The sequence below is a fragment of the Clostridium sp. UBA871 genome (genome assembly GCF_002295255.1).
In the GTDB taxonomy this organism is placed as follows: Bacteria; Bacillota; Clostridia; order Clostridiales; family Clostridiaceae; genus Clostridium_J; species Clostridium_J sulfidigenes.
In genome coordinates this window covers 180,058-202,040 of the sequence record NZ_DBFV01000011.1, presented here as the reverse complement: position 1 = coordinate 202,040, position 21,983 = coordinate 180,058, and the positions used below count along the sequence as shown (strand labels likewise).

Annotated in this window: 24 protein-coding genes; 4 read left to right on the top strand and 20 right to left on the bottom strand. The window is 30.3% G+C overall.

Going from position 1 to position 21,983, the window contains the following annotated elements; translation table 11 throughout:
- Positions 1-17 precede the first annotated feature (17 nt).
- Together B3086_RS14115 and B3086_RS14110 are read left to right on the top strand one after the other, a co-directional pair.
- Positions 18-605 (top strand): manganese catalase family protein, encoded by a 588-nt coding sequence (locus B3086_RS14115; protein WP_346847068.1) that lies wholly within the window; start codon positions 18-20, stop codon positions 603-605.
- A gap of 171 nt (positions 606-776) precedes the next feature.
- On the top strand, positions 777-1,148 hold the full coding sequence (locus B3086_RS14110) for a hypothetical protein (protein WP_346847067.1): 372 nt from the start codon (positions 777-779) through the stop codon (positions 1,146-1,148).
- Between the two features lie 153 nt (positions 1,149-1,301).
- Here B3086_RS14110 and B3086_RS14105 read toward each other — a convergent pair whose 3' ends face one another.
- The 6 genes from B3086_RS14105 to B3086_RS14080 all read right to left on the bottom strand — a co-directional run bounded on the left by B3086_RS14105 (position 1,302) and on the right by B3086_RS14080 (position 6,442).
- Complete coding sequence (locus tag B3086_RS14105) at positions 1,302-1,739, bottom strand: GNAT family N-acetyltransferase (RefSeq protein ID WP_346893670.1); 438 nt, start codon at positions 1,737-1,739, stop codon at positions 1,302-1,304.
- 19 nt (positions 1,740-1,758) lie between these two features.
- Positions 1,759-2,205 carry a GNAT family N-acetyltransferase gene (locus B3086_RS14100; RefSeq protein ID WP_346893668.1) on the bottom strand — a complete coding sequence of 149 codons (447 nt, stop codon included), beginning with the start codon at positions 2,203-2,205 and terminating at the stop codon, positions 1,759-1,761.
- A 201-nt stretch (positions 2,206-2,406) separates the two neighbouring features.
- Positions 2,407-3,408 (bottom strand): alpha/beta hydrolase-fold protein, encoded by a 1,002-nt coding sequence (locus B3086_RS14095; RefSeq protein WP_346879751.1) that lies wholly within the window; start codon positions 3,406-3,408, stop codon positions 2,407-2,409.
- 175 nt (positions 3,409-3,583) lie between these two features.
- Positions 3,584-4,441: a GNAT family N-acetyltransferase gene (locus tag B3086_RS14090; RefSeq protein ID WP_346879752.1), complete on the bottom strand. Its 858-nt coding sequence runs from the start codon at positions 4,439-4,441 to the stop codon at positions 3,584-3,586.
- 423 nt (positions 4,442-4,864) lie between these two features.
- Complete coding sequence (locus tag B3086_RS14085) at positions 4,865-5,668, bottom strand: GNAT family N-acetyltransferase (protein WP_346877615.1); 804 nt, start codon at positions 5,666-5,668, stop codon at positions 4,865-4,867.
- Between the two features lie 276 nt (positions 5,669-5,944).
- Positions 5,945-6,442, bottom strand: coding sequence for an LURP-one-related/scramblase family protein (locus tag B3086_RS14080; protein ID WP_346847062.1), 498 nt, complete (start codon positions 6,440-6,442; stop codon positions 5,945-5,947).
- Between the two features lie 259 nt (positions 6,443-6,701).
- On the opposite strand from B3086_RS14080, the gene B3086_RS14075 reads away from it, so the two are divergent.
- Positions 6,702-8,105 carry an APC family permease gene (locus B3086_RS14075; RefSeq protein ID WP_346847061.1) on the top strand — a complete coding sequence of 468 codons (1,404 nt, stop codon included), beginning with the start codon at positions 6,702-6,704 and terminating at the stop codon, positions 8,103-8,105.
- 84 nt (positions 8,106-8,189) lie between these two features.
- Here the strand turns inward: B3086_RS14075 and B3086_RS14070 are convergent, their stop codons facing one another.
- From B3086_RS14070 to yedE, 14 genes are all read right to left on the bottom strand, one after another.
- Positions 8,190-9,143, bottom strand: a complete 954-nt coding sequence (locus B3086_RS14070) for an L-threonine 3-dehydrogenase (RefSeq protein WP_346847060.1) — start codon at positions 9,141-9,143, stop codon at positions 8,190-8,192.
- Positions 9,144-9,250: 107 nt separating this feature from the next.
- On the bottom strand, positions 9,251-10,444 hold the full coding sequence (locus B3086_RS14065; RefSeq protein ID WP_035129643.1) for a glycine C-acetyltransferase: 1,194 nt from the start codon (positions 10,442-10,444) through the stop codon (positions 9,251-9,253).
- A 185-nt stretch (positions 10,445-10,629) separates the two neighbouring features.
- Complete coding sequence (locus tag B3086_RS14060) at positions 10,630-11,328, bottom strand: lysophospholipid acyltransferase family protein (protein ID WP_035129646.1); 699 nt, start codon at positions 11,326-11,328, stop codon at positions 10,630-10,632.
- A 35-nt stretch (positions 11,329-11,363) separates the two neighbouring features.
- Positions 11,364-12,353 carry a tRNA epoxyqueuosine(34) reductase QueG gene (gene queG, locus B3086_RS14055; RefSeq protein ID WP_346847059.1) on the bottom strand — a complete coding sequence of 330 codons (990 nt, stop codon included), beginning with the start codon at positions 12,351-12,353 and terminating at the stop codon, positions 11,364-11,366.
- 77 nt (positions 12,354-12,430) lie between these two features.
- On the bottom strand, positions 12,431-13,408 hold the full coding sequence (locus tag B3086_RS14050) for an NAD(P)/FAD-dependent oxidoreductase (RefSeq protein WP_346878062.1): 978 nt from the start codon (positions 13,406-13,408) through the stop codon (positions 12,431-12,433).
- Positions 13,409-13,481: 73 nt separating this feature from the next.
- On the bottom strand, positions 13,482-14,147 hold the full coding sequence (gene modB, locus B3086_RS14045; RefSeq protein ID WP_346847057.1) for a molybdate ABC transporter permease subunit: 666 nt from the start codon (positions 14,145-14,147) through the stop codon (positions 13,482-13,484).
- Between the two features lie 130 nt (positions 14,148-14,277).
- Positions 14,278-15,069 carry a molybdate ABC transporter substrate-binding protein gene (gene modA / locus B3086_RS14040; protein ID WP_346877613.1) on the bottom strand — a complete coding sequence of 264 codons (792 nt, stop codon included), beginning with the start codon at positions 15,067-15,069 and terminating at the stop codon, positions 14,278-14,280.
- Positions 15,070-15,310: 241 nt separating this feature from the next.
- Positions 15,311-16,210, bottom strand: coding sequence for a HAMP domain-containing sensor histidine kinase (locus B3086_RS14035; protein WP_346877612.1), 900 nt, complete (start codon positions 16,208-16,210; stop codon positions 15,311-15,313).
- Positions 16,211-16,412: 202 nt separating this feature from the next.
- Positions 16,413-17,177 carry an ABC transporter permease gene (locus B3086_RS14030; RefSeq protein ID WP_346847054.1) on the bottom strand — a complete coding sequence of 255 codons (765 nt, stop codon included), beginning with the start codon at positions 17,175-17,177 and terminating at the stop codon, positions 16,413-16,415.
- Positions 17,170-18,093 carry an ABC transporter ATP-binding protein gene (locus B3086_RS14025; protein WP_346847053.1) on the bottom strand — a complete coding sequence of 308 codons (924 nt, stop codon included), beginning with the start codon at positions 18,091-18,093 and terminating at the stop codon, positions 17,170-17,172. Before B3086_RS14025 ends, B3086_RS14030 begins: the two co-directional genes overlap by 8 nt.
- Before the next feature lie 88 nt (positions 18,094-18,181).
- Complete coding sequence (locus tag B3086_RS14020) at positions 18,182-18,877, bottom strand: response regulator transcription factor (RefSeq protein WP_035129662.1); 696 nt, start codon at positions 18,875-18,877, stop codon at positions 18,182-18,184.
- Positions 18,878-19,010: 133 nt separating this feature from the next.
- Positions 19,011-19,247 (bottom strand): putative Se/S carrier-like protein, encoded by a 237-nt coding sequence (locus B3086_RS14015; RefSeq protein WP_346847052.1) that lies wholly within the window; start codon positions 19,245-19,247, stop codon positions 19,011-19,013.
- A gap of 1 nt (position 19,248) precedes the next feature.
- The gene (locus B3086_RS14010; RefSeq protein ID WP_341349071.1) at positions 19,249-19,464 is read right to left on the bottom strand and encodes a sulfurtransferase TusA family protein; all 216 of its coding nucleotides are present in this window, start codon (positions 19,462-19,464) and stop codon (positions 19,249-19,251) included.
- Positions 19,448-20,545, bottom strand: a complete 1,098-nt coding sequence (yedE, locus tag B3086_RS14005; RefSeq protein ID WP_035129665.1) for a YedE family putative selenium transporter — start codon at positions 20,543-20,545, stop codon at positions 19,448-19,450. The genes B3086_RS14010 and yedE overlap by 17 nt, the downstream gene beginning before the upstream one ends.
- Positions 20,546-20,807: 262 nt before the next feature.
- On the opposite strand from yedE, the gene B3086_RS14000 reads away from it, so the two are divergent.
- Positions 20,808-21,983 carry an aminotransferase class V-fold PLP-dependent enzyme gene (locus B3086_RS14000; RefSeq protein ID WP_346879754.1) on the top strand — a complete coding sequence of 392 codons (1,176 nt, stop codon included), beginning with the start codon at positions 20,808-20,810 and terminating at the stop codon, positions 21,981-21,983.

Genomic DNA, 21,983 nt, shown 5'->3' with positions numbered 1-21,983 from the left:
CACAGGAGGATTATAATATGTGGTATTATACAAAAATGTTAGAATATCCAATAAATCTTAAATCTAAAGATCTTAGAATGGCAAAATTTCTAGTAGCTCAATATGGTGGCCCAGATGGAGAATTAAGTGCAGCACTTAGATATTTGAATCAACGTTACACTATGCCTACTGGAAAATCTAAAGCACTACTTACTGATATAGGTACAGAGGAGATGGCTCACGTTGAAATGATAGCTACTATGATTTATCAACTTATGAGCAATGCTACTCTAGAAGAGCTTGAAGAAGTAGGACTTGGTGGTCACTATACTAATCATGGAAGAGCTTTATTCTACACAGACCCTAATGGAGTACCTTGGACAGCAGCTTATATACAAGCTAAAGATGATGTAGTTGCAGATCTTCACGAAGATTTAGCTGCAGAAGAAAAAGCAAGAGCAACCTATGAGTGGTTAATAAATCAAAGTGATGATTATCAAATTAAAGAAATTTTGAAATTCTTAAGGGAAAGAGAAGTTGTTCACTTCCAAAGATTTGGTGAAGCTCTAGATGACGTGCAAGACTGTTTTAAAAGAAAACCATTACTAGATCCATTGAATAGATAAATTAAAAATTTATATTCTAAGTGAATATACTTATATAAATAAGGGGCTTGCAAAACAAACTAATTTTATATATTTTGCTAAGATCTCTTATTTTAATTTTACTAGATAACATTGTTATGATTACTATAAAATTTCATATAATATAATAATCAATAAAAAAGGAGATTAATCATGGATAAGAGTCAAATTAAATCCTTAATTAAATGTGTTGTTTGGGGAATAATCTGGTCTATTATCTTAGTGTTAATTGGATTAGGTATTGTTCATTTTACTGCCCATAACTTAAAGGATGTTTTATTTATTGAAGGTATAATATTAGTTATTTTAGGAATTTCTTCTTTCCTAGGAGGAAATCCAACGGGATTATCTCTTCAAGGACTTTGTCAAGCCAATGCTCAGTATATAGCAAATGCCAATCTTGAAGTAACCAAAATGGAAAAAGAAAAAACTAGTACTATTAAAAAGAATTTTAAGGCTAGCATAAATACTATTTCACTAGTTATGGGTGGTGTAATATGTATAATAATCAACTTTATTATTTAGATTTTAAAAATATTATAGGGGATATCAATAAATAAACTTCTAATCTTTCACTATGTTGAGCTTGTACTTATATTAGATGACAAGCTCGACATTAATTTAAGATTTAGCTTATTTTGAGATATCCCCTTTCTTAAATCAGAAGTTTTAACTATATTATAGTTGTATCTCCATTACTACTTCTCCCCACATTATCTTTCCAGTTTTTCTAAAACCTACAGCTTCATATAATTTTTCAGCGACACTATTTTCTGGTTCAAAGCTTGTATAAACTTTTATATTTCCATGTTCTTCTTTTAATAGTTCTAATAGTTTTAATATAGCAGCTCTACCATAACCCTTACCTTGATATTTCTTGTCCATCATAAGTCTACACATCCACCAGCTATTATCATCACTATCAAAGCTGTACATTAAAAATCCTACCATAACTTCTCCATCATATATTGCCAACGGATAGTTTCCCTCTTCAAACTTAGACTCTAATATAGAGTATGCATTTGATGCTACGAAACACTTCTGGTTTTCTTCTACAGAGAGCTCAATACACTCGCTCCAATTGTCATTATCTATTGCTTTAAAAATAATCTCCATAAATATTTTCCCCCTAATATTATATTTCTTTCTTATAAAAAACCTCATCCTCAGCTTCAAATCCAGTTATAAACTGTTTAAAGCCAAAACTAGAGTATAGATTTTTTGTTACTATATTCTCTGGATGAAAGCTTAAATATATGGTTTTATATTTAGACTTTTTCTTGATATCTTCTAATACTAATGCTAATGCTTTTCTCCCATAACCCTTTCCTTGATATTTTTCATCTACCATAAATCTTCTTAATTCGGCCATTTCATCCTCATCTTCTTCTCCATGCATAGCAAATCCAATAATTTTATCATCCTTATAGATTCCTAACAGTGTATAATTAGGATAAAATCTGGATTCTGCAATAGACTTTAAATTAGAATGAGGCAAGTATGTCTCTTGCTCCTTTGATATTTTTAACTTAGCACATTCTTCCCAATTTTCTAGATTTATATCTTTAATGCTAATATTCATTTATTCACCTACCTAGAACTATTTAATTTTGAAAACACAACTCTATACTCATATTTATCAGTTGCTTTGTTATAAACTTATTCTCTACTTATCCCTTCTCTTATATGTCTTCAATTTTGTCTCCTATTAATTCTATAAGTCCTGTTCCCAGAGTTTCTCCCCAACTTAGATAATCATGCCCTGATGGAAAGTTTTCATAACTTACTTCATATCCTTTTTTATTAGCACATCTCTAATATTATTTATTACATCCATCATTATAGGTTCAGTATCATAAGGAGCATCTTCTAACACTCCAGCATTTAAATAAAATTTTATTGGTAACCTTTCGCTCTCTTTAAATTTATTTGTAAGCCACTGCTCATCATACCAATAAGAGCCTGACTGAGATAATACATTTCCAAAAATACTTGGATTTTTATAAGCCATATAAGTAGCGGCTAAACCTCCAAGACTCACCCCTCCAATAATAGTATCCTTTGGACTCTTGCTTACATTGTAATTTTCATATATCCATGGTATTAATTCCTTAGCTATAAAATCAGAATATTTATCACTACAAGTTAATTCTTCATACCTGTTCTTTGTACTTTCAATTAGTACACAAATTACATTAGAAATCTTTTTATCATTTATTAAATTATCTAAAACTGTAGCAGCCGAAATACTTAAATATTCAAAACCATCACTAAGAATTAACAGTTTACATGGCTCTTTAATTTCTTTATACCCATAAGGTACATATGTCCATATTCTCCGGCCACCTCCTAGGATATCACTATTAAGTCTATATAATTTTACTTCACCCTTCCTTGTATATTCCCTAAATTCTGTCCATAGCTCTGTCTTAACCTTAGGCATCATTACTAAAGACGATATTAACTCTTCTGATTCTGAACTTTCTTCATCCTTTGGAAACACAAATTGATTTGGATTTAATATATCTATAACAGAATTCTTCTTTATCTTTTTATAATCATCATTAAATTCATAATTGAGTGAAAAATTGTATTTAAACTTTACACCATTTCTTACCTTGTATGTTCTAAACCAAACATCAGTGTTTTCTATATTCTCCATAATATTTTCATTATATCGAAACCCTGGAACTCCCCCATAAATCATCACATTATTAATATCTTTTCCTCTATATAAAAAAGTTACTAATGCATTATTATCATCCCCTTTAATATTCTCTATCAAGGGAGTACCTTGTTCTTCTACGTATTTCCAAAACTCCTCTATAACATTAAATCTTTCAGTTTCTATATTCTCAATTAATTTTTTATTCTGCTACTTAATGTATCTTCCATACTATCATCCCCATTCATAAATACACCTTCATTATTACACAGCTAACTATTTTTAAGGCTACTTATTACTGAATCAAATATCTATAATAATCTAATTGTGTTTTAATCTTAAATCCATTATTAATATAAAGGTTATATGCTGTATGATTTTTGCTATCCACCTCAAGATATATATCTTTAATATCCAAGGTCAACGCCTTCTCTATTCCCTTACTTAATATCTCTTTTCCATAGCCAAGTCCTCGATACTTAGTTGAAATTCCTAATCCACAAATAAACGCATTGCCACCTTCTAAGCTAATACTACATATACCAACAATTTCATCATCTACTTTAGCCATATAGGATATCCTATCTTTAGATTCTATTGCTCTATTAACAATTGCATTTCCTTCTTCCAAAGTTTTATTAAAAATGTCTATGTGTAGCTTTGCTATTTCATCTACATCTTGATTAATTATTTGATATAATTTTAGCTTGTTCTGTGCTTTAGTAAATTTATCCTTTTTATAGACTAAGAGATACTCAGAAAAATCATATTTAACATTAAATTTCCTTAAAGTTAACCTACCATCATTGCTTGAAGGCTCATGCACAAAAAGTATTTCTCTAACATCATACTTTCTTAGCTCATTAATAGCACTTTCTAAAAGTATTTTAAAGAAACCTTTCTTTCTCTTCTCTGGCAATGTATATGTAGAAATCTCTGCCTGCTGTGATGTTGGTATAAACATAGCTAGAAAGCTTACAAGTATTTCTTCTTCATATAATAGGAAAAAACAATTTATTTCCTTATTAAAGTTAATTTCGTTTGATAGAAATGCACCTCCTTTAGTTTTATCGTAGTTTTTGCAAGCCTCTTCTAAGTTTTCAATATCTTCAATCTGCTTCTTATCTAGTTCTCTTAACTCTAAAATTTGCATTAATTCTAACCCCCTACATAAAAATGGCCATATCCTTCACCGCAGATGATAGGATATGGCTAACTAGCACATATTTGCTTTAAACATAGTCTTAAACTTAAATATTACTTTTAAGTTCACTATGCTATTTAAAATATTTAGATATAAAAAGCCCTAGGAATACCCCTAGGGCTTAATTACAAATTAATACTTTAAATTCAACTTTAAAAACCTATAATTTCAGGTAGGGCGTTATTATATATTCTATTTAATTTTATATTATTTTTATAAAAATCTCTGTTCATAAACAACGTATTCCCACCTTTCTCATTACTTATATTTACATTATAAGTTTTATTTGTATCACTTGTCAATATATTTATTCTCAATCCCAAATAAACCATGCTGCTTCTAATTTATTCCCCTCAAAATCTTTGAAATAGATTAATTCCCTCCCTTGTTATCTTTAAATTCCACTCTTAAAAGTCTGGTCTTACTTACGAATCCGCTACTTTCTAAAGTTTTTTTAGAATTTGTATTATAGTACCAACATCCGCAAATTGGAATTTCTCCTTGCTTATAGCAAAGTTTCTTTAGCTCTGCTATAATAGTTCTTCCAATACCCTTTTGTCTATATTCTTCTCTAGTAAACATACCTATACTAGTATATCCTTTTAGTACTTCTCCTTTTTCTTGTATACCAAAACCTAACACGTTAGTACCCTCTTCAAAAATATATAATTCTCCATCTTTAACCTGTTTGTATACGTCTTCAAAGAAGTCACCACTGAATTCCTTTATCACATCAATATCTTTATCCTCTGCTTTTCTTAGATTACCATTGTTATAATACCTTATTTTCTCTGGGTTACCTTTATGATCCTGGAAAAAATAAGCTTGATTTTTTACTTCTTTATTTTCTATATCACATATACAACTTAAATATAACTCGTCTCCTGTAAATACATAGGCTGATTTTGGATTAAACTTTTTTAATATAGCATTAAAATACTTTTGAGCGTATTTTATATATTTACATTTGATATAAAACAGTGTTAATAATTCATCATCATATATAGCAAAATATCCTATATACTTTGAATTCATAACTATTCTATAAAACTTAGATTTAATTATATGGTCCTCTAAATATGAATCGAAGGGTGAAGACAGGGTTTTTATATAATCTTTTAAAAACTTACTTATATCATCACAATTAGTTAATTCGAAGCTTATACTTGTTTTCATATGTTTCCTATAATCTCCAATAAATTAAACCCCTGTACCCTTATTAAAATACCTTCTTTTATGCTACAGCTTATATGTCGCATAAATAATCTTTCTTTAATAATTTTACTCATTTTTACCTAGTAAGTACCTGTTAATAGTACCACTAAATTCCCCCCTTTTTATTTTATTTACCCCAGTTATTTTCTTTACTTAGTAGCTTGTCTTTCTTTTATTGCAATAATAGTTCCCCCCTAGTAATTTTTTAGGTTACTAATTTACTATCTAATTTTAAACTTAGTTACCCCTATTATTAGCAGTACACATTTCACAGTCTATAGCTAAAACTATAGCTAAGCATAATATTTCATCAACCTGATCAGATATATTTAGTACATAGCTATCTCCCCAAGTAAACCATTCCTTGCTCACCGTCATAACAGCATATTCACCTTGATATAATGTATAATCATGGGCCCAAAAATCACCTGTTAACCTTAAGTCAGTTCCATCTAGATAATAATTTTGATTAATAAAAGTAAATTTTTTTATCAAATCTCCAATTACCATGCCATTTATGATAATTTCAAACTTAGGCATAAAGGTAAAGAGTTTCTGCCTTATATAGCCCACTTCCTTATGACTTATATCATAAATATGAAGTTTATGCCCCATGGAAAACATTTCACCTTCAACGAAATATTTATCTTCCTCTTTTTCATCTTTAACTATAAATCTATCAGTAAATGAAAATACTTTTTGCTTAATATATAATTTCATAGCTTCCTCCGTCATATATACTCATTATTAATATTATCTCATAAATTTTAGAACATTAATACAAATTTATGTAATTATACACCCAATTATTTTAATATGTTATTACTAATAAAATTATTCAGATTATATTTATAGATAAATGTTCAATAATATTTAATAATTTCTATAATATTTTAAAAATAATTCGATTAATATGAAAATATTTTATTTTAAATGTAAAAAGAATGTTTCCCATGATATAATAATATCGTAATTTAATATAGGAGGGAAATTTATGTCTGAAAAAAAGGATAAACAAATTCTTTGGTACACCTTAGCTTTTATGGCATTTTCAACAGTATGGGGTTTTGGTAATGTTATTAACGGCTTCTCTGAGTACAATGGACTTAAAGCAATTGTATCTTGGGTATTAATTTTTACTATTTATTTTGTACCTTATGCACTAATGGTAGGTGAATTAGGATCTGCATTTAAAAACTCTGGTGGTGGAGTTAGTTCTTGGATTCATGAAACCATAGGACCAAGAATTGCATACTATGCTGGATGGACATACTGGGTAGTTCATATGCCTTATATTTCACAAAAACCATCTGGTTTTATGATTTCAGCTAGCTGGGCAATTTTCCAAGATAAGCGAATCAGTAGTATGAATACAACTCTATTACAATTATCTTGCTTAGTAGTATTTTTAATTGCATTATATATTGCATCAAAGGGATTAAATCCATTAAAAAAGATAGCTACCTTTGCAGGAACATCTATGTTCGTAATGTCTATTCTATTTATCATCTTAATGTTAGCAGCTCCAGCAATTACAGATGCTAATCTAAATGCTATAGATTGGTCATTTAAAACTTTTATGCCTACATTTGATGTTAAATTCTTTACCAGCTTATCAATCTTAGTCTTTGCTGTTGGTGGATGTGAGAAAATATCACCTTATGTTAACCAAGTTAAAGACCCTGAAACTGGTTTTTCAAAAGGTATGATTGCATTAGCAATTATGGTTGCAGTATGTGCAATTTTAGGAACTATATCATTAGGTATGATGTTTGATTCAAATAATGTTCCTAAAGACTTAATGACTAATGGAGCATATTATGCTTTCCAGAAGTTAGGTGAATACTATCACATAGGAAATACTTTCGTAATTATTTATGCTATTACAAATCTTATTGGACAATTTGCAGTACTTATAATATCAATTGATGCACCTTTACGTATGTTACTTAATAGTGCTGATAGAGAGTTCATACCTGAAAAATTGTTTGTACAAAACAAATATGGTGCTTATACAAACGGACATAAACTTATATTAGTTATTGTTTCAATTTTAATAATTCTACCTGCTTTTGGTATAGGAAGTGTAGATGAATTAGTAAAATGGTTAGTAAAACTAAATGCTATATGTATGCCTCTACGTTATTTATGGGTATTTGTTGCATATATAGCTTTAAAGAAGGCAGGAGAAAAATTCAATCCTGAATACAAATTTGTGAAAAATAAAACACTAGGTATTATTATCGGAGCATGGTGTTTTGCATTTACCGCTTTCGCATGTATTGGTGGTATATACTCTACAGATCCATTCCAATTAGTACTTAATATTGCCACACCATTCTTCTTAATAGGTTTAGGATTAATTCTTCCTTATATTGCGAAGAAAACTAATCATTAATTTTATAGTTATATAGTACAAGCATATAAAAATAAAGGACTGAATAAAGATATTTTATCTTCATTCAGTCCTTTATTTTTATCTCTATTTTATGCCTTTAGCTTTTAATTTTTCAAGCATATCTGCTGTCATCTTAGCTAAGTCATATTCAGCTTTAAAGCCCCACTCTTCTTTAGCAGCAGATGGGTCTATTGAATCTGGCCAAGTGTTTGCAATTCCTTGTCTTACTGGGTCTACATCATAAGACATTTCAAATTCTGGAATATGCTTTCTAATTTCTGCAGCTATTTGCTCTGGTTCAAAGCTCATTGCAGTTATATTAAATGCATTTCTGTGCTTTAATTCACTTGGATCAGCTTCCATTAAAGTGATTATTGCATTTATAGCATCTGGCATATACATCATATCCATGTAAGTTCCTTTACCTATGAAAGAAGTATACTTACCAGTTTTTAATGCTTCATAATAAATATCAACTGCATAATCTGTAGTTCCACCGCCTGGTAATGCTACATAAGAAATAAGCCCTGGGAATCTTACTCCTCTTGTATCTACACCATACTTAGAGTGGTAGTAATCACATAATAACTCTCCAGAAACCTTAGTTACACCATACATAGTGTTTGGTCTTTGAATAGTATCTTGTGGAGTATTTACCTTAGGTGTAGATGGTCCAAATGCACCTATTGAACTTGGAGTAAAGAATTTACAATTTAATTCTCTAGCAACTTCTAAAGCGTTTACAAGACCACCCATGTTAATAGTCCATGCAAGTTGTGGTTTTGCTTCTGCAACTGCTGATAAAAGTGCTGCAAGATGAATAATAGTATCTACTTCATGTTTTTTAGCTATTGATAAGAATTCGTCATAATTTGTTACGTCTAAAGTTTCAAAAATTCCACCTTCAACGATTGGATTTCCTTCTGGTTTTCTTACATCTGTAGCTACTACATTATCTACTCCGTAAACTTCTCTTAATTTCGTTACTAATTCCGTACCAATTTGACCTAAGCATCCGCTAACTAATATTCTTTTCATATTGATTCTCCCTATCTAATGTTATTTAAATTTTATTTAAATGTTTTTTTAGTTAAAATCTATAACCTCTAGAGGAGGATATTCCTCCTCTACTTTTAATACAAATATTATTTTATTAAGCCCATTTCTCTTCCTACTTTTGCATATTTAGCAATAGCTTCATCTAACAATTCTTTTGTGTGAGCAGCTGATGGCATGTTTCTTACTCTAGCTGTTCCCAGTGGTACTGTTGGAAATACTATTGATTTAGCATATACGCCCTCTTCATATAATCTTCTACTGAATTCTTGAGCCTCAGCAGCCTCTCCAATTATGCATGGAGTTATAGGTGTTTCACTATGTCCAATATCAAATCCTAATTCTTTTAAGCCCTTTTTAAGGTAATTCCCATTTTCCCATAATCTATCATGAAGTTCCGTACTTTCAGTTAATATATTTACAGCCTCTATACAAGCTCCTGCTGCTGCTGGAGTTAATGATGTAGAGAATAGGAATGGTCTACCTCTAACCTTTAACCAGTCGATAAGGTCTTTAGATCCTGCTACATATCCTCCAACTACACCGATAGCTTTAGAAAGTGTTCCTATTTGGAAATCTATTTTGTCTGATAATCCAAAGTGGTGAACTGTTCCAGCACCTTTTCCTAGTACCCCAGAACCGTGAGCATCATCAACATAAGTAATTAAATCAAACTCTTCTGCAATCTCAACAATTTCAGGAAGTTTTGCAACATCTCCATCCATTGAGAATACACCATCAGTGATTACCATTATTTTTTCATATAATCCTGATTCTTTTGCTTCTTTAGCCTTTGCTCTTAAATCATCCATATCAGAGTGTTCAACTCTTATGATTTTAGCTCCTGATAATCTACATCCATCTATAATTGACGCATGATTTAGTGCATCTGAAAGTATTGCATCTTTTTTGTTCATTACAGCAGATATTGCTGCCATATTACAGTTAAATCCTGATTGGAAAGCTATTGCAGCTTCAGTATGCTTAAATGCTGCTAACTTCTTCTCTAATTCTATATGTATGTCTAATGTTCCATTTATTGTTCTAACAGCACCAGCACCTACACCGTACTTTTCTGTAGCTTTGATTGAAGCATCAATCATTCTCTTGTTAGTGGCAAGTCCTAGATAGTTGTTTGAAGATAGGTTTATTAGCTTCTTTCCTTCTATTTCTATCACAGGTCCATTTTGTCCTGTAATAACATTAATTTCATTATAAAGCCCTTTACTTTTAAGGTCCTCTAAATTAGTTTTAAGGAAATTGTTTAAAGATTTGCTTCCCATTTGATTACCTCCATTTAAATTATATTAAATAAAATTTACTATACATGCTAATATATTAATAACACATATAAGTATATTTATACTCCATAATAATATTTTTTAACACTTACCTTTATAAATCAGCTACTTATACTTTCCCTTTACATAATTAGAATATCATCTACTATAAGTTTTTCAATGAATCCTTATTTATATACACCTCTATATTTTTCTGGTAAAAGAGCAGCTATAGATTTCATAACTTCCAACATAGCTCTTTCATTATATTCATTCTTATCTTCTTCTTTAAGTTTTTCAGGTAAATATATAGGTTCTCCAAACCTTACAGTAACTTGAGCTGTTTGGAAGTTTTCTTCCCCCATATCACCATCATTTATAGGTAAAAATTCTTCTGTGCCTGCTAACCCAATTGGAATTATCTTAGCCTTAGATAGCTTAGCCATTAGAAGAAATCCCTTCTTGCCTTCTATCATTGAACCACTTCTACTTCTTGTTCCCTCTGGAAATATCATAATATTTTCTCCAGCTCTAAGTTTCTTTACAATTTTACTAATGGCATCCTTATCTGCAGAATTAGGTTTAATTGCTATGGTCTTTATAAACTTAAATCCATTCTTAGTAAAATCGTTATTGGAAAGCTTTACTCCCGCAATGAATGTGGGGTCAAAGTCTTTTAATAGTTCGTTAAGTATTAGTCCATCAGCATTACTTAAGTGGTTACATATAAATATTATTGGGCCCTTTATACCTTTAATTTTTTCGTAACCTTCAACCTTCATATTAGCATACTTTTTTATTGATGTCTTTACATAACTTCTTGCTAATTTTCCAGAAAGACTCTCTGGTAATTTATTTAAAATTTTTGTTAATATATCTCTTTTCATAGAAATCTCCTTTATACCTAAGACTTACCTCCATACTACTTCTTGAATAATCTGTTATAATACTCCTTTATGTATGGTGAGTTAATACTCTCTTCTATATTATCTATATCTTCATTATACCTCAAATAATAATTGATAAGCCCATTTCTTATTAATAAATTCTTTCCACGCCATCCACAAGAATGCATGATATACTTTTCTTTAAAGTTTTTATTATCAAGATTTATAAGCTCTAATAAATCAACCTTTTCCATATACTCCTTAGGTAGAAATTCTTTAATAGGTGAAACTTCCACATTTAAATTATGTGGACATACTTTTTGACAATTGTCACACCCAAAAATCTTGCCTTTAACCATATTTAATTCTTCATTATTTAAGTGCTTTTTTTGAGTTAAATAAGAAACACATTGTGAAGAATTAAACTTTTTAACATCTTCTATTATAACATTTGTTGGGCATTTTTCCACACATAAATTGCACCCTTTACAGCCATATTTTTTTGATTTATCCCCTTGTAGCTTAAGATTTGTTATTATTTCTCCTAAAAATACATAGGAGCCATACTTTTCCGTAATAAGAGTATTATTCTTCCCTATAAATCCAACTCCACTTATAGCTGCGATATATCTCTCTGGTAATGGGTTACTATCTACAAACCATTTAGCCTCTCCTCCTAAGGATTCTATATAATCACATATTTCCTTTAAATATTTTTCTACTACTCTGTGATAATCTAGCCCCCTTGTATATAGAGAAAATTTATCTCCTTCTCCTTTATCACCATGATAATAAGGAAAAGCTATTGATATAATAGTTTCTCCATTTTCCATTAAAAGCTTTGGATTAATCTTTTTTTCTATATCTTCCTCTTCAAACTCATTAAAAAGATTATTTTCTTTTCTATCTATGAAAAATTCTTCTAGTTCATTAAATCTTCTACACTCTGTAAACCCAATAGTATCTAAAGAAAGTTTCTTTGCATAGTTTATTATTTTCTGTTTTTTATCTATATATTCTCCCATTGATTTATATATTTCCTACTTTCTCTTTTACATATATCCTATCCATATCCTGAGCTCATTATTAGTTTACCCTTGCTCTATTGTACTCCACACAAATACTCTGCTGCATACTTAGCTGCTAATTTTCCTTGATTCATAACCTTCTCCACATTAGTATACCCATCAACCACTGCACCACAAGCAAATATTCCTTTCATTGAGGTCTCCATTTTATCCGAAATAAATATACCACCCTTTTCTTTCTCTATATCTATTCCCATTTTTTCTGCTATTGCAGTATCTGATTTTAAGTTCATACATAGCACTAAAGTATCACAATCCACATATTTACTAGTTCCTTCAATAACATTATATTCTTCATCTAGATGTACGATATCTACACCAGTAACTCTATGGGTACCATATATCTTTACTACTCTATGGTTAAAGAGTACAGGAATATTAAAGTCTTCAACATATTCCTTAGCTTTATTACTTACAGCTCTAATAGCTCCACTGGTTTCTATCATACTTATTACATTGGCTCCCTCTAAAACTAAAGTTCTCGCTGCAAGTATTCCTATATCATCTGAGCCTAATACAATGCATCTTTTTCCTGGTAATACACCTTTTCTATTAATATACTTTAGCGTTGAGCAAGCTGTGGTAATTCCGGCCAACCCATAACCCAATATGTTTTTATAACCAAAGGGTCTCTCCCTTGAGCCCATGGCAAAAATGATAGACTTAGCTTTTATAGTCTTTATTCCTTCCTTACTATTTACCATAACAACTTCTTTATTCTTTTTTATTTCCAAAACTGTAGTATCGCACTTAATAATTAAGCCTAAATTTAAGGCATCATTTACTAATCCTGATATTAATTCAGGGGCAGCTAAATTTTCTTTTATACTCTTATAGTAAAAACCTGCCTGAACACATGAAAGCATAGCTCCACCAGGTTCTATATCCCTATCTATTACAATAACCCTATTTACTCCTCTAGATTTGGCCTCTACCGCAGCCATAACTCCACTTACTCCTGCACCTATAACTATTAGGTCAAAAGCTTCCATGAAATCCCCTCCTATTCCCAAAACGCTATAAAATCTACCTAGATTATTATACTATTATTCTTAGTATTTATCATTATTTTCTAAGTTTCTTCCATCTATTCAACCAAAATACCATAATAAAACTAAATACAACTACAATTGCTACCAGCACATTTCCCTGAGTTCTATTTCCACTTTCCATAGCAAAATATATTGCTATTGGTATAGTTTGAGTTTTTCCTGGTATATTACCGGCAACCATAAGACTAGCTCCAAATTCACCTAAAGCTCTAGTGAATGCTAAAATAACTCCACTGATAATACTATCAAAAGCCATAGGTAATACTATATGAAAAAATATATAACTATCACTGGCACCAAATATTCTAGCTGCCTCTATACATGTAATATCTACGTTTAAAAAACCAGCCTTAGCACTTTCATACATTAATGGCAATGCCACAATTGCAGCTCCAATGGCAGCACCTTGCCACGTAAATACTAAAGTACCTCCAAATACAGCTTCAGTAAGCTTTCCTAAAGGACCATTTCTACCCATGACTATTAGCATTCCATACCCTACTACTGTAGGCGGAAGACACATAGGCAAGAGTATTATTGTTTCTAATACTGACTTCCCCTTAAAACTATATCTACAAAATATCCATGCTAATGCTATACCAAAAATAATAACTATCCCTGTGGCAACAAAAGCTACTTTAAGCGAAATCATCACTGGTGTTAATATGGATTCCATCATATATTTATCATCCTCATCTTATATTGTTTATATATACTATAGGAATGCTGTTTTGTATAACATGTATAATTTATAAGCTTCATAAGGCAATTGTTTCCTATGAAACTTATAAATTATCCTTGTTTAATAACTAATTAATCTTAAAACCATACCTTTCCAGTATTCTTTTACTTTCACTAGTAGCTAAGAACTCTAAAAAACTTTTAGCCTCAGCTTTAACTTCAGAAGTCTTTATTACCCCTCCTGGGTATATGATCTTTTTATGACTTGATGTATCAAAAGTAGTGACCACAACAGAATTTTTTATACTAACTGTATCAGATTTATAAACAATACCACAAGCTGCTTCACCATTTTCTACATAACTAACAACTTGTTTAACATCCTTTGCAAAAACAATGTTATTCTCTATGATATCCCACTTATTATAGTGATTTAAAGCTTCCTCAGCATATTGTCCTGCGGGTACAGAGCCTATTTCGCCTAAAGCTATATGTCCATCTAGGTTATCCAAATCATCTAGCTCCTTTATTTTATCTTTATATTCATTATTAACAATTAAAACAAGTTCATTTTCTACTATGTCTTTCTTACTTCCACTTTCTATAAGTTCCTTATCCTCTAGAGCTTTAAATTGCTTTTCTCCTGCAGACATAAATATATCTACCGGTGCCCCTTCCTCAATTTGTTTTTGAAGCGCTCCTGATGCCCCAAAGTTAAAAGTTAAAGTTATATTATTTTTTTCTTCATAGATCTTTTTAATTTCCTCCATAGATTCTTTAAGACTTGCCGCTGCTGAGATTATTATTTCTTTTTTTTCTCCACTATTATTAGTTTCTTCTTTATTAGCTTGTCCATTTGAACATCCAACAAAGGCTATAGCTAAAACTGTAATTACTATTATACTTCTTAACTTTTTCAAATCACTTCCACCTTTTTCCACAATTATGTATTAATTATACATCTTATTGTATAGATTTAAAATACATTTTAACCATTTTATTGCTATTGTTAAAAATGTTCTTTTTATCCTCATATAGAATATGCTGATTTTTTAAGATTGAGTTTAAAGTCATATATTATACATAAAAAAGAACAATCATAAACTGTCTTCTCAGCCTTGAATGTTCTTTTCTTATTTAAAACTTATATATTTTATACTACTATTTTAATTTGAATCTAATCTGAATTGTAAAGACTTCATCCTCTAAACTAGCAGAAACCTCATGTCCCATACTTTCTGTAAGTTTCTTTACAATAGTTAATCCAAGACCTGTATTTTGTCCTGTCCTCATTCTGTCTGTAGTAAAAAATCTATCAAAAACATGTTCTAAGTCTTCCTGTGTAAAGTTTTCTACCCTATTACTAAAAGTAGAAATAATTACTCCATCTACTTGCCTTTGACATATAGACATAGTTTTACTACCATGCTTTAAGGCATTTTGAAATATATTTGTAAAAATTCTAATTACAGCATTTTCATCAGCAATTATAGCTGGTAATTTTTCTTGTAGATCAACTTCTACTTCAAAGTCTTTATCAACAAAATCATTATAAAAAGCTGCTACAATTTCACGCAATAAACTTTCAACATTAACCTTTTTAAATTCTAGGTCATATTCATTGGCTTCTAATCTAGATAAATCATAAAAGCTAGTAATAAGATTTTGCAACACCTTAGAGCGTTTTTCTATAATATCTAAGTACTCCTGTTTTTCTTCTTCACTAGTAGACTCATCCCTAATTAGCTGTACATAGCCTAGAATAGATGTAAGAGGAGTTCTTAAATCATGAGATATATTAGCAATTTGCTTTCTTAATTCACTTTCACTCTTTTCATGAGCTATTCTATCATTTTGACTTTTTTCTAATATAAAATTAATTTCACCTATCATCTCTTCAATATTTTTATTAGGGGCTGCTAATTTTAATTGTTCATTGGTTTTTATATTTTTAAGCTTCTTCAATTCCTTATTTATATTGTTTATATTATAGCGATTTAGTAGAAAGAGCACTATAAATAATGCTGCTATACCACCAAATAAAATAGTTATATATATCATTTAATGCTCCTCCCAAGACTTACGCCCTAAATATATTTCTTCAAATAACGAAACCCTCTTAACCCCCATAAACAGAACAAATAGTTAACTATTTTAATATTTAACTATATTCCTATTTTACTATTTAACTAGGTTTATATTTATATAGTTTCATATTTAAATAAGTATGAATTTATATATGTGTGAATTTAAATAATTAATTCTATTTTATCTCTCTTCTTCTAAAGGAAATAATTCCTATAACCGTTATTAAAGTAATGTATACTATACCTAGTACATAAAATTTTGTAATATCCTCAGAAAGAACCCTGTCTTGACCTACTATAAATTTAATGTTGTAAGAAACTAAATATAATTGTATTTTTGCAAATATAGGTTTATAGTAACCTAGGAGCTTAATTATTCCTGGAAATATAGCTACTACCCCTAGATAAGCAAAGGCAAATATATTATTATTCTTAATATTAAAAGCAAGTAAGTTTGCAATAGCAATTCCTGTTAACCAAAGTGGGAATACAGCAATGAGTTTATTCCCAAAATTACCAAGTGTTTCTGCCATAGTTGCTCCACCTAAACCAAGACATATATAAGAACTTAATATTAACACAGTGGCAACTATAATTAAAGATACTGTGGCTACAATCACTTCTACAATAAATTTCCCTAAATATATTTTTGTTCTATTAATCCCAAAGGATACTGTATTTTTTAAAGTTTGATGCTTATGTTCATCTGAAAATACAATATCTACAATCATAATTACAGAATAATAAATCAATGTAAAAAGACCTGTTGAAATCATTAGCATATCTGGCATTGTTATTCTGTTAATTGCTTCTTGGTCTTTCATAAACCATAATGCTAATACATTAACTAGAATACATATCAATGAAGAAGTTCCAACTAAAACATAAGGATATTTACGATGAGTAGTTCTATATAATTCACTTTTTATATAATTAAGCATTGATAACACCTCCAACTAATGAAACAAAGTATTCTTCTAAATTGGTTCCCTTTATATTCATAGAATTTAACTCTACCCCATTTTTAACAATTGTACTGCTTACCATGGAAGGTGTATCTTTAAATTTATAAATTCGAATTATGTTATTAGGTAATACCTCATATTCATGACAATTTAGTTTATCCTCTAACAGTACTGCTGCCTTCTCAGCATTATCTACTGATATCTCTAAACATTCCTTACACTTCTCCTTAAGTTCTTCTGCAGAAATCTGTTCTACCATCTGTCCTCTCTCAATAAAGCCATATTCCGTTGCTATACTAGCTAATTCACTTAGTATATGACTAGAAATTATTATGGTAATATTCTTCTCTTCATTTAGTTTTAAAAGAAGATTACGAATTTCAACAATCCCCATTGGATCAAGTCCATTTATTGGTTCATCTAAAACTAAAAAGTCCGGATTATTCATCATTGCAAGAGCTAACCCTAATCTCTGTTTCATACCTAAAGAAAAACTCTTAAATTTTTTCTTTTTAGTATCTTCAAGTCCTACATCTTTAAGTAATTGTTTTATGCATTCTGAACCAGCTATTCCTCTTTGAACTCTATAATACTCAAGATTTTCCTCCGCCGTTAAATATGGAAAAAAACTTGGAGTTTCAATCATTGCGCCTATTCTTTTTCTTGAAATCTCTAAACCTTTTTCTGTAGTTTCTGAGAATAATTGTATCTCACCACTAGTTATCATAGTTTGGCCTGCAATCATCCTTAATAAAGTAGTTTTACCAGCACCATTTTTTCCTACCAATCCATATATTGAGCCTTTTTTTATATTTATATTAGTATCCTTTACTGCCTCAAATTTTCCGTAGGATTTACTTAAATTTCGCGTAATTAATATACTTTCTTCCATAAATCTCACCCTTCCCTTTTCTTATTGTCTTTATTATAAAATTCAAAACTCAATAAACACTTAAGAAAAGTTAAAGAAATCATAAAGTTTATTCAGCCATAGTAAACCCTATACCCCAAATAGTTTTTATATACTCTGTATCCTTATCTAATTTTGATATCTTAGATCTAATATTACTAATATGCACATTTACAGTATTATCTTCTCCATAGAACTCTTCATTCCATATATTCTTATACAAGTTTTCTCTAGTAAATACTTTTTTAGGATGAGTTAGTAAAAGCTCTAGTATAGAAAACTCTCTTACCGTTAGTGTAAGGTCATTTCCATTCACTGTGACCTTCATAGCTTCCTTATCCAGCTCTAAATTCTTATAAGCTAAGACCTGCCCCTTATCCTCTGAAGTACTAAATCTTTTATATCTTCTCAGTTGGGCTTCTACTCTTGCAGCAACTTCACTTATCTCAAAGGGTTTAGTAATATAGTCATCTGCACCTAATTTCAGCAGCTTTACCTTATCTGAAATCTCAGTTTTCGCAGAGATAATAATAATTGGCATAGTTTTTGATTTTCTGATTTCTCCTATCAACTCTTCTCCAGTTAATCCTGGTAACATTAAATCTAAAAGAATCAAATCATAATTATACATGTTAATGCACATTCTAGCTTCACTACCTGAATATGCACTACTCACCTCATAATTTTGCTTTTTAAGAATTTTGCATAGTAATCCATTTATATCTACATCATCTTCTACTACTAAAATAGATATTCTTTCTTCCATATATAACACCCCTCTTTATTAGTATCGTAATGGAACTTACATATATATTCTCTATATACTTTATATCACATAATTAACTATAGATAAACAGAGTAAAAAAGAACCTATCCTGTTACAGATAGATTCTTTCTATTTATTCACATTCATATACAAGAATGCTTTCATTACCCTCAATTTTAAATATCTTTTCAATATCTTCAGTTATCATATTGTTTATATCTCTGTCTGTAATAAATTTAACCCCAATTCCACAGTTAGAGCTAAGTCTTCTTGGAACTGGCATAGTTTCATTAGCAATTTCAATACTATCTAAATATCTGTGATATTTTATAGCCCCTGAATGGGTGAAAAAAACTCCAATATACTGCATTTTATTTAACTGCCTTTATTAGAAAATCTTCTTCTACTTCTGTAACTACAGCATTTAAACCTGCATTTTTAATAAACCTTGAAACATTTTCCTTAGCCACATTATTATCAACTAATATTTCAAATCCATCTTTGTTTGCACTTAATGCTTTTTTAGCCATTAAAACTGGTTGAGGACAGCTCATTCCCCTTGCATCTACCTTAACCAATAGAAACACCACCTTTGCTATCAGCCTTACTCTTACTTATGTTAAATGATTTATTCATACAGAAATAAGAAATCCCTAATAATATTGCTATTCCTATAAATATTGCAATCTTTCCATTGCCAGTAGGACCTTCTCCTGAAGATGCTAATTTGAAGTTATGTGCAAAAGCTGCTCCAACAATCATCCCCATTACTGTGATTGCAGAATCTGCATTTCCTTCCCCAGCAAGTATTAATTGTCTTAATGGGCATCCTCCTAAAAGTACTGAACCCCAACCTGCAACTAACATACCCATAAAGTTCCATAGTGCATCATTATGAGCTATAGGTTGTTCAACAAAGCCTAGTTTGAAATCTCCTAGAACTAAGTTTCCTATTAATGTTACTACAAATATTGATATAAATCCCCACATTAAATAACTATCTTTAAACATGATTAAATCCCTAATTCCACCTACCATGCAAAGTCTTGTTCTTTGTGCTACAATTCCTATAATAAGTCCTGCTGCTAAAGCAAACCATATAGGTGCATGCATAGAACCTGGACCCTTTGCACTAAAGAATATAAATGCTGGAGCAGATATTAATAATACTAATAACATTATTGCTATTACTGGCATTGCATATCCTTCAGCTGTAGTTAAATTATAATTTCTCTTTAAAGTAAAGCCTCTGTTTAAAAATTGAATTCCAACAAATATCCCTGCTGCAAATCCAAGTAAGCCTACTACAGCATTTAAGTCTCCACCAGCAATTCTAAGAACCATTCTAAGTGGACATCCTAAGAATACTAGAGCACCAATCATCACTATAGCACCAAGAATAAATCTTAAGAATGGTGAAGAACCACCCTTTACTTTGAATTCCTTTGTAAATAGTGCAATTATAAATGCCCCTAAAACTATACCAATTACTTCTGGTCTTATATACTGTACAACTTCAGCTCTATGTAGTCCTACCGCACCTGCTATGTCTCTTAAGAAACATGCTATACAAGCACCCATGTTTTTAGGATTTCCTAAATACACCAAAGCTACAGATAATAGACCAATGATTCCACCAGCAAAAATTATGCCTCTTTTTTCTTTCATGGTTTACTCCCCCCATATATTTGATAAATATAATAAATTTTGATAATAACTCATCCAAAGTAAATTTTAACATATACTTATATTTTTATTAAATTTTTATTACGAATAGACGAAGAACAATCTATTTGTTTTTTTAATACTTATGTAACCCTAATATATAAAACCTTTATATTTAATTCTCTATGATATAATAATGTAGGAAAAAATGTTTATTTTTAAAGCTTTAATTAGATATAGGATATATAGATTTCAGGAGGTAATTATGAGAAAAGTATATTTAGATAATGGTGCTACATCCTTTCCTAAGCCTAATTCTGTAGCTGAAGCTATGACAAATTATATTGTTAATGTAGGTGGAAATGTAAATAGGGGTAGTTATGATAGTTCCTTTAATGCAGAAAACATAGTCTATGAAACTAGAGAACTACTCTGTGAACTATTTAATTTTTCAAAACCTGAAAATGTAATTTTTACTAGCAATATAACTCATAGTCTTAATGTTATTTTAAAAGGATTTTTAAAGGCTGGTGACCATGTGATTACTTCTTCTATGGAACATAATGCAGTACTTCGCCCTTTAAACGCCTTACAAAGCAAAGGTATAGAGCACTCTGTAGTACCTTGTAATTCCCTAGGACAGTTAAATCCATCTGATTTACATAAATACCTTAAGCCTAATACTAAAGCTGTAGTAATGACCCATAGCTCTAATGTATGTGGAACTATTATGCCCTTTGAGGAAATAGGACAGTTCTGCAAGGCAAATAATATTTACTTCATTGCAGACACAGCACAAACAGCTGGATCAATTCCAATAGATATGGAGAAAATGAATATAGATGTTTTATGTTTTACTGGTCATAAGGGACTTCTTGGACCTCAAGGTATAGGTGGGTTTTTGATAAAAGATGAATTAGCTAAAATAACTACTCCTCTTATAGAAGGTGGTACTGGTAGCTTCTCTGAATATGAAATTCAACCTGATTACATGCCTGATAAATTTGAAGGTGGTACTCCAAATATACCTGGAATATTTGGCTTAAATGCAGCCTTAAAATATCTAAAGGAAAAAGGACTTAGTAGTATAAAAGATCATGAAATGAAATTAACTAAACTATTTTTAGATAACATTAAGGATATAAAAGAAATTAAAGTTCTGGGACTACCTTCTGCTGAAAATAGGATTTCTGTAGTATCCATTGATTTTCCTAAGGGTGATAATGGTCAAATATCCCATATGCTATCCAAAAACCACGGCATATCTGTGAGATGTGGGCTTCATTGTGCACCATCAGCTCATAAGACCCTAGGCTCTTTCCCTAACGGAACAGTAAGATTCGCCTTTGGCTCCTTTAACACTGAAGATGATGTATTATATGCTGTTAATGCTATTAAAGAAGTAATTGCTTCATCAGATAATAACACTCTATGGTTTTAG

Coding starts and splice junctions, on each gene's coding strand:
- B3086_RS14115 (WP_346847068.1), top strand. CDS start 18: ATGTGGTATTATACAAAAATGTTAGAATATCCAATAAATCTTAAATCT.
- B3086_RS14110 (WP_346847067.1), top strand. CDS start 777: ATGGATAAGAGTCAAATTAAATCCTTAATTAAATGTGTTGTTTGGGGA.
- B3086_RS14105 (WP_346893670.1), bottom strand. CDS start 1,739: ATGGAGATTATTTTTAAAGCAATAGATAATGACAATTGGAGCGAGTGT.
- B3086_RS14100 (WP_346893668.1), bottom strand. CDS start 2,205: ATGAATATTAGCATTAAAGATATAAATCTAGAAAATTGGGAAGAATGT.
- B3086_RS14090 (WP_346879752.1), bottom strand. CDS start 4,441: ATGCAAATTTTAGAGTTAAGAGAACTAGATAAGAAGCAGATTGAAGAT.
- B3086_RS14085 (WP_346877615.1), bottom strand. CDS start 5,668: ATGAAAACAAGTATAAGCTTCGAATTAACTAATTGTGATGATATAAGT.
- B3086_RS14080 (WP_346847062.1), bottom strand. CDS start 6,442: ATGACGGAGGAAGCTATGAAATTATATATTAAGCAAAAAGTATTTTCA.
- B3086_RS14075 (WP_346847061.1), top strand. CDS start 6,702: ATGTCTGAAAAAAAGGATAAACAAATTCTTTGGTACACCTTAGCTTTT.
- B3086_RS14070 (WP_346847060.1), bottom strand. CDS start 9,143: ATGAAAAGAATATTAGTTAGCGGATGCTTAGGTCAAATTGGTACGGAA.
- B3086_RS14065 (WP_035129643.1), bottom strand. CDS start 10,444: ATGGGAAGCAAATCTTTAAACAATTTCCTTAAAACTAATTTAGAGGAC.
- B3086_RS14060 (WP_035129646.1), bottom strand. CDS start 11,328: ATGAAAAGAGATATATTAACAAAAATTTTAAATAAATTACCAGAGAGT.
- queG (WP_346847059.1), bottom strand. CDS start 12,353: ATGGGAGAATATATAGATAAAAAACAGAAAATAATAAACTATGCAAAG.
- B3086_RS14050 (WP_346878062.1), bottom strand. CDS start 13,408: ATGGAAGCTTTTGACCTAATAGTTATAGGTGCAGGAGTAAGTGGAGTT.
- modB (WP_346847057.1), bottom strand. CDS start 14,147: ATGATGGAATCCATATTAACACCAGTGATGATTTCGCTTAAAGTAGCT.
- B3086_RS14035 (WP_346877612.1), bottom strand. CDS start 16,210: ATGATATATATAACTATTTTATTTGGTGGTATAGCAGCATTATTTATA.
- B3086_RS14030 (WP_346847054.1), bottom strand. CDS start 17,177: ATGCTTAATTATATAAAAAGTGAATTATATAGAACTACTCATCGTAAA.
- B3086_RS14025 (WP_346847053.1), bottom strand. CDS start 18,093: ATGGAAGAAAGTATATTAATTACGCGAAATTTAAGTAAATCCTACGGA.
- B3086_RS14020 (WP_035129662.1), bottom strand. CDS start 18,877: ATGGAAGAAAGAATATCTATTTTAGTAGTAGAAGATGATGTAGATATA.
- B3086_RS14015 (WP_346847052.1), bottom strand. CDS start 19,247: ATGCAGTATATTGGAGTTTTTTTCACCCATTCAGGGGCTATAAAATAT.
- yedE (WP_035129665.1), bottom strand. CDS start 20,545: ATGAAAGAAAAAAGAGGCATAATTTTTGCTGGTGGAATCATTGGTCTA.
- B3086_RS14000 (WP_346879754.1), top strand. CDS start 20,808: ATGAGAAAAGTATATTTAGATAATGGTGCTACATCCTTTCCTAAGCCT.